This is a genomic window from Pelagicoccus sp. SDUM812005, from assembly GCF_031127875.1.
GTDB lineage: Bacteria > Verrucomicrobiota > Verrucomicrobiia > Opitutales > Opitutaceae > Pelagicoccus.
On the sequence record NZ_JARXIA010000045.1, the window covers coordinates 1 to 5,643 of the forward strand.

Consider the following 5,643-nt stretch of genomic DNA (forward strand, 5'->3'; position numbering starts at 1 on the left):
CGCTCTCCCCTACCTCCTCCAAGGCGTCGAGCACCATGCCGAGGGCGTGGTCGAGCTGGGTGATGTTGCCCATGTACTTCGCGTTCTCATGGCCCGCGTAGAGCTCCTGGAAGCGCGAGTCGGTGGCGATGGGTGAATGCGGCTCGTGGAACCAAACCGAAAGCGCGAAGGGCTTCTGCGGATCGCGCAGGTTCTTCAGCCAATGGGCCGCCTCGCCCGCTACGATCTGGGCGGAGTAGCCTTCGATCTCGCCGAGCGCTTCGCCGTTGCGATAGAAGTTGTCTGGATTCTCGTGGCTCGGGCTGGCGTTGTTATGCGTATACAGCCAATAGTCGTAGCCGTGGTCCCCAGGTTGTGGATACTCGGGATTGGCGAACTGCTGCTTGGACAGCAAGTGCCACTTTCCCACGTGACAGGTCTCGTAGCCCACCTCCTTCAGCAGCTCCGGGTAGGTGATCTCGCTTTCCCGCAAATAGGCCGGTCCATTGCCGGAAAGGTGCCGATACACCCCGTTGCGGTAAGGAGTGCGGCCCGTCAGGATCGCCGAACGCGAGGGCGAACACACGCCGGCCGCGGAGTAGCATTGGGTCAGCTTCACCCCTTGAGCCGCCATGCGATCCATGTTGGGAGTCTGTATCAGCTCGTGCCCGTAGGTCCCGGAATCGCCCCAGCCCATGTCGTCGGCCACGACCACTACAATGTTCGGCTGCTTCGCCTCCTTACCCTGCATTTCGCTGCAGGACAAGAGAACGACGACCAGACTTAGTACGCTTACAATTTTATTTCTCACTACAAAATAATCCTATCCAAAATAATTTTTACCTTCAAACAAAGCTTCGCAACCCAACCCTAGCGTTCCCAGGCGTCGAGCTGACTCACTCGCGGTCCCGATGGCGCCCGCGGTTCCCAATCGTTGATACGGACAAAGAATCCTGCAGTCGGGTCGTCGTCGTGGCAGGCCAGGAAGAGGTATTCGGGCTTTCCGTCCTTCCACAGGATACTGGGACGTTCCGTACGGGCTAGCTTATCGCCGAAGTATCCCTCATTGGTCAGGTATCCAATTTCTGGTACACCCCAATCGATCCCGTCTTTCGAAGTATAGATCAGACCGGGCCGCCGACCGCCATTCTTCGTATGCTTCAAAGGAAGCGGCTCCCCTTCCAGCAAATTCCGAACTCCGCGCCGGTCTTCAACGATCATATAGTAGAGCCCCTCATAATAAAAGGCATACGGATCCTCGATATCGACCTCGTTCTCCGCGTAGCTAATGAGCGGGTTGCCCTCATAATTCCGATACGGCCCCTCGATCGTATCGCTAAAGGCGAGCGAGATCTCCCTAAAGCGATGCTTGGTTGTCATGGACTTAAAATAAATGCGGTATTCCCCTTCCGGCGTTACCACGAAGGTCGGGTTCGACGCGTGGATGATCTCCGCTCCGTTCATGGTTCCGGAAGCGGGTATGACGGGGTTGTGAGGACTCTCGGTCCAGGGGCCGCTCGGCGACTTCGCCGTTGCGATACCGACCTCCTGCAAGGAACCGTTCGCGTCGTTGTGCTTGTTGTAAAGATAGACCAAGACGTAGCTGTCCCCCACCTTCGAAACCTGCGGGTTGTGGTAGGCCGCGTGCTCGCTCGCGAACAGGTCCCCCTCGAGCGTGTAGGGTCCTTCTACCGAGTCTGCCGTCCAGTGAACGATCTTGCTGTCCTTCACCCAAACGCCGTCGTTCGGTATGACGGAATTGAAGATGTGGAGCTTCCCTTCCTCGTCGTAAATCGGGGCCATCCCCCAAGTCCAATGATCGTCTCCAGCTGGCAAGATGTACTTTCCAGGCTCGTGGGCCTCGCAGAACGAGGAAAGCTCAATCTTATTAGCGGGCGCCCCCCAGGCCAAAACGCCAAGCAACGGCCCCAGCGCCAAGCATAGCCTTCTCACTGTCGTCAACATACGTGCTTCCAAAACAATCTTCATTTTCCCTAAAACCTAGCCCCATGGAGCCACTCGCATCCGTTCGACGGCCATTCGAAGCAGTATGAGGTAACCTCCTTCCAAACGGCGCGTCCCGCTCCCCTTTCGAGGGAACGAAAGACAATAACAGCTTCGCGTCCCGCGGTGAACCCCTCATATGGAGGGTTGGGCCCATATTCCTGATACAAAAGGCGAACTTTTATTCGCCTAGCATTTCAGGTTTGAAAATTCACAAGCCCTAGAGCTCACTTTTCCTTCTGCCGCCAACGCGGCTCCTCCCCCTTCCCCGCTTGACTGCAACATTCCCATGCGTCGTTACCTACCGCTCCACTTCCTGACAGCGCTGCTGATCGCGGCTTCCGCGAGCGGAGCAAGCAGCAGCCTGGACGACCGCAGCATGGCCGAACTCGAAACCGAGCTCAGCGAGCTCGACGCGGAACTGGACCAGCTCGCGCGGCACTCGCTGAGAAGCGGCAGCGGCAGCATCGGCTTCCGCTCCCAATGGTACCATGCGGCGGAGCAATCGGAATGGGTAAGGATCGAGTTCGAAAAGGAATATCCGATCGACCAAATCGCGCTCGTTCCCGCCCTCTGGCGCGACTACGAACGTGGCTTTCAAGCCGACGGCTTTCCCGAGGCTTACCGCATCACCATCGGTTCGAGCGACAATCCCGACGGCACCCTTCTCGGAGAATTCAATTCGCCAAGAGACAGCATCGGAATCGCCCCCGTCGTCCTGTCCGGAAAAGGCATATCCGGTTCTTGGATACTTCTGGAAACTTCCCGACTTTCGCCCCGCGCCTTCGACAATCGCTTCGTGCTCCAGCTATCGGAGATATTCGTCTTCAGCGGGGACGAGAACATCGCGCTGCAAAACCGCGTCACGGTCTCGAGTGTGCACCCCGGCGTGCAAACGCCCTGGCACCCTCAGTACCTGGTGGATGGGCACACCCCCTTCATCATGAACAGCGCCCGGGGAAACAGGACCCTCGCCTACTTGCTGGGCCGCAGCAGAAACCCAAGCATCACCTTCGACCTCGGCGAAGCTTACCCCCTATCCGGTATCCACCTCCACGAAGCGGAGCGCAGCAACACCGTACCGGAAACCGACAACGTTCGCTTCGGGATGCCTGACAATCTCCGCATCCTGGGAGCCAACCAAATGGATTTCTCCGATGCCTTCCCGCTCACTGAAATCCGTCGTATCAGCCCCACCGAGCGCGGTCCGATCATCATGAAAAAGTTCCCGGCCCGCAGTTGTCGCTATGTGAGGATCACCGCTCCCTCCATCGAGCCGGATTTCAAACTGGCTTTCGCCGAAATCGAACTCCTCGCCGAAGGGGTCAACGTTGCTGGCGGCACCCCCGTGCAAACCATTCCGAACCGTACCACCGCCACCCGGTCCGCCGAGTCCATGGTCGATGGATACAACCTCTACGGCCAAATCCTGCCCATACGCCAGTGGATCAACGAACTGGCACGGCGCCATGAGCTGCAAACGCTTCGGCCCCTCATCGTCAGCGAATTGGCCAATCGCTACCACCACCAGAAGGCCGCGCTGAACAAGATGAAGTGGACCGCGGCCCTCCTCGCCTTCGCCGCGATCCTCATCGTGCTCATCACCCAGCTCGTACGACAAAAACAGGTTTCCCGACTCAAGGAAAGGCTGGCAGCCGACCTGCACGACGAGCTCGGCGCCAACCTCCATACCATCAGTCTCGTCAGCGACCTCGCCAAAGAGTCCATCGACAATCCAGAGAAGCTCAGCCGACTGCTCGATCGTAGCCGCTTCTTTGCCGAGCGCAGCGCCGCAGCGGCGCGATCCTGCATTAACACCCTCGAGGCAAAAGGGATATGCGACGACCTTATCGACGAAATGCAACGGTCCTCCGACAGGATCCTAGCCGACCTGGAACACGATTTCAGCTACTCCGGCGAAGCCTGGATCAACGACCTGAAAGCGCGCAGGAGGATCGACCTCTTCCTCTTTTTTAAGGAATGCCTTACCAATATCATCCGTCACGCGAAAGCGAGCCACGTGTCCATCGCCCTAGACGCATCCAAAAAATGGTTACACCTCAAAGTCACTGACAACGGGAGCGGCAAATTCGATGCAGTCCCTCCTTCGCTCAAAAGGCGAGCTCACTTGCTGGGCGCCAAAATAACCATGGAACACCCGAGCGAAGGGGGAACCAGCATCGCCCTCAAATTGAAACAACGAAACCCCATACTGCTATTTAGATGAAGAAAACGAAACTCACGCTCGTGGAAGACAACGCCGGCTATCGGGAAATGCTGGCCGAAATCGTCAGTTCGCAGGACGGCATGGAGCTGATCAGCGAGTTCGGTACGGCCGAAGGCGCCCTGAACAGCATCATGAACGCGAACCTGAGCGCCACGCCCGACCTGGTGCTGCTCGACTTAAACCTCCCTGGCATGCCCGGACTGGAAGCCATGCCCTACTTCAAGTCCTACGCGCCCAAAGTGCAGATCATCGTACTCACGCAGTCCGACCGGGAAGCAGATATCGTCGAAGCCATCCGAAAAGGAGCCGCAGGGTACCTCCTAAAATCTTCCACCGCCGCCGAAATACGAGCAGCCATACGAGCGGTCGCTTCGGGCGGCGCGTCGCTGGATCCCAAGGTCGCCCAGCACATCATGGAACTCATTCCGGCAAGCCCCCAACGTGGCGGCTCGGGAATCCAATTGTCCGAGCGCGAAACGGAGGTTCTGGAGCTGCTCGCAAAGGGCTTGCAGAAGAAGGAAATCGCGGACCAGCTCTCCATCAGCATAACGACCGTCGCCGACCACGTACGCCGGATCTACTGCAAGCTCGAAGTCCCCAACGCGCCGTCCGCCATCCATCGAGCCCACGAGCTCGGACTCTTCCACGGCAACTAGGGCCGAAGCTCGCATACGCGAAACCAACAGCATATCCACTTTCCGCATACGCTCCTCCGACACAGGCCTCCGTCCTGCGACTAAGCCTGCCCGTCCCTGCTTGCCCGGGCTCTAGTAGCTCAGCTTCCCTCCGTGTTTAGGCTTCTGCCCGTCCGCTTCCCACCACTCGTTCGGTCCCTCCTCCACAATGCCCTGCCAAAGTTCGACGAGGATGCGTTTCATTTCTTCCGTCTTCTCCGGCATGCTTGCGGCGAGATCGTTTTTCTCCTGCCAGTCCTGCGGCACGTTGTAGAGCTGAAACTGCGTCAAGGTCTCGTCTCCCACGATCTTCCAGTCTCCGATACGCATGGCAACCCGCTCGTCCGGCTTCGATACGTGCGTGCGCCAAAAGAGCGGAATCGGCCGCTGCACCGGCTCCCCCTGCAAAGCGGGAATCATGCTCACCCCGTCAATGGTGCGGTCCGAGGGCAAGGGCAAGTCCACCAGCTCGAGCGCCGTAGCAAAGACGTCGCTCCCGATGACCGGCACCTCGCTCACCGTGCCCGGCTCCACTCTCCCAGGAAATCGAGCGAGCCCCGGTACGCGAATGCCGCCTTCGTATTCGCTGCGCTTCACTCCCCTCAGCCCGCCAGCTGTACCGCCATAGGCGGGAACCGGTCCGTTGTCGGAGGTGAAAAAGACAAAGGTATTCTCGCTCTCCCCTACCTCCTCCAAGGCGTCGAGCACCATGCCGAGGGCGTGGTCGAGCTGGGTGATGTTGCCCATGTACTTCGCGTT

The 5,643-nt window shown here is 58.6% G+C and carries 5 protein-coding genes; 2 read left to right on the forward strand and 3 right to left on the reverse strand.

Annotated elements, in window-relative coordinates; translation table 11 throughout:
- Together QEH57_RS24375 and QEH57_RS24380 are read right to left on the reverse strand one after the other, a co-directional pair.
- Positions 1 to 730: sulfatase-like hydrolase/transferase (locus QEH57_RS24375; protein ID WP_343224839.1), on the reverse strand; the 730-nt coding region annotated here is incomplete at its 3' end.
- Positions 731 to 849: 119 nt separating this feature from the next.
- A complete protein-coding gene (locus tag QEH57_RS24380) occupies positions 850 to 1,782 on the reverse strand; it encodes a glycoside hydrolase family protein (RefSeq protein ID WP_309009423.1) in 933 nt (310 codons plus the stop codon).
- Positions 1,783 to 2,272: 490 nt separating this feature from the next.
- On the opposite strand from QEH57_RS24380, the gene QEH57_RS24385 reads away from it, so the two are divergent.
- Together QEH57_RS24385 and QEH57_RS24390 are read left to right on the forward strand one after the other, a co-directional pair.
- The gene (locus QEH57_RS24385; protein ID WP_309009424.1) at positions 2,273 to 4,210 is read left to right on the forward strand and encodes a histidine kinase; all 1,938 of its coding nucleotides are present in this window, start codon (positions 2,273 to 2,275) and stop codon (positions 4,208 to 4,210) included.
- Positions 4,207 to 4,866: a response regulator transcription factor gene (locus tag QEH57_RS24390; RefSeq protein ID WP_309009425.1), complete on the forward strand. Its 660-nt coding sequence runs from the start codon at positions 4,207 to 4,209 to the stop codon at positions 4,864 to 4,866. Before QEH57_RS24385 ends, QEH57_RS24390 begins: the two co-directional genes overlap by 4 nt.
- Before the next feature lie 111 nt (positions 4,867 to 4,977).
- On the opposite strand, the gene QEH57_RS24395 is transcribed toward QEH57_RS24390, so the two are convergent.
- The coding region (locus QEH57_RS24395; RefSeq protein ID WP_309009426.1) for a sulfatase-like hydrolase/transferase at positions 4,978 to 5,643 on the reverse strand (666 nt) is incomplete at its 5' end.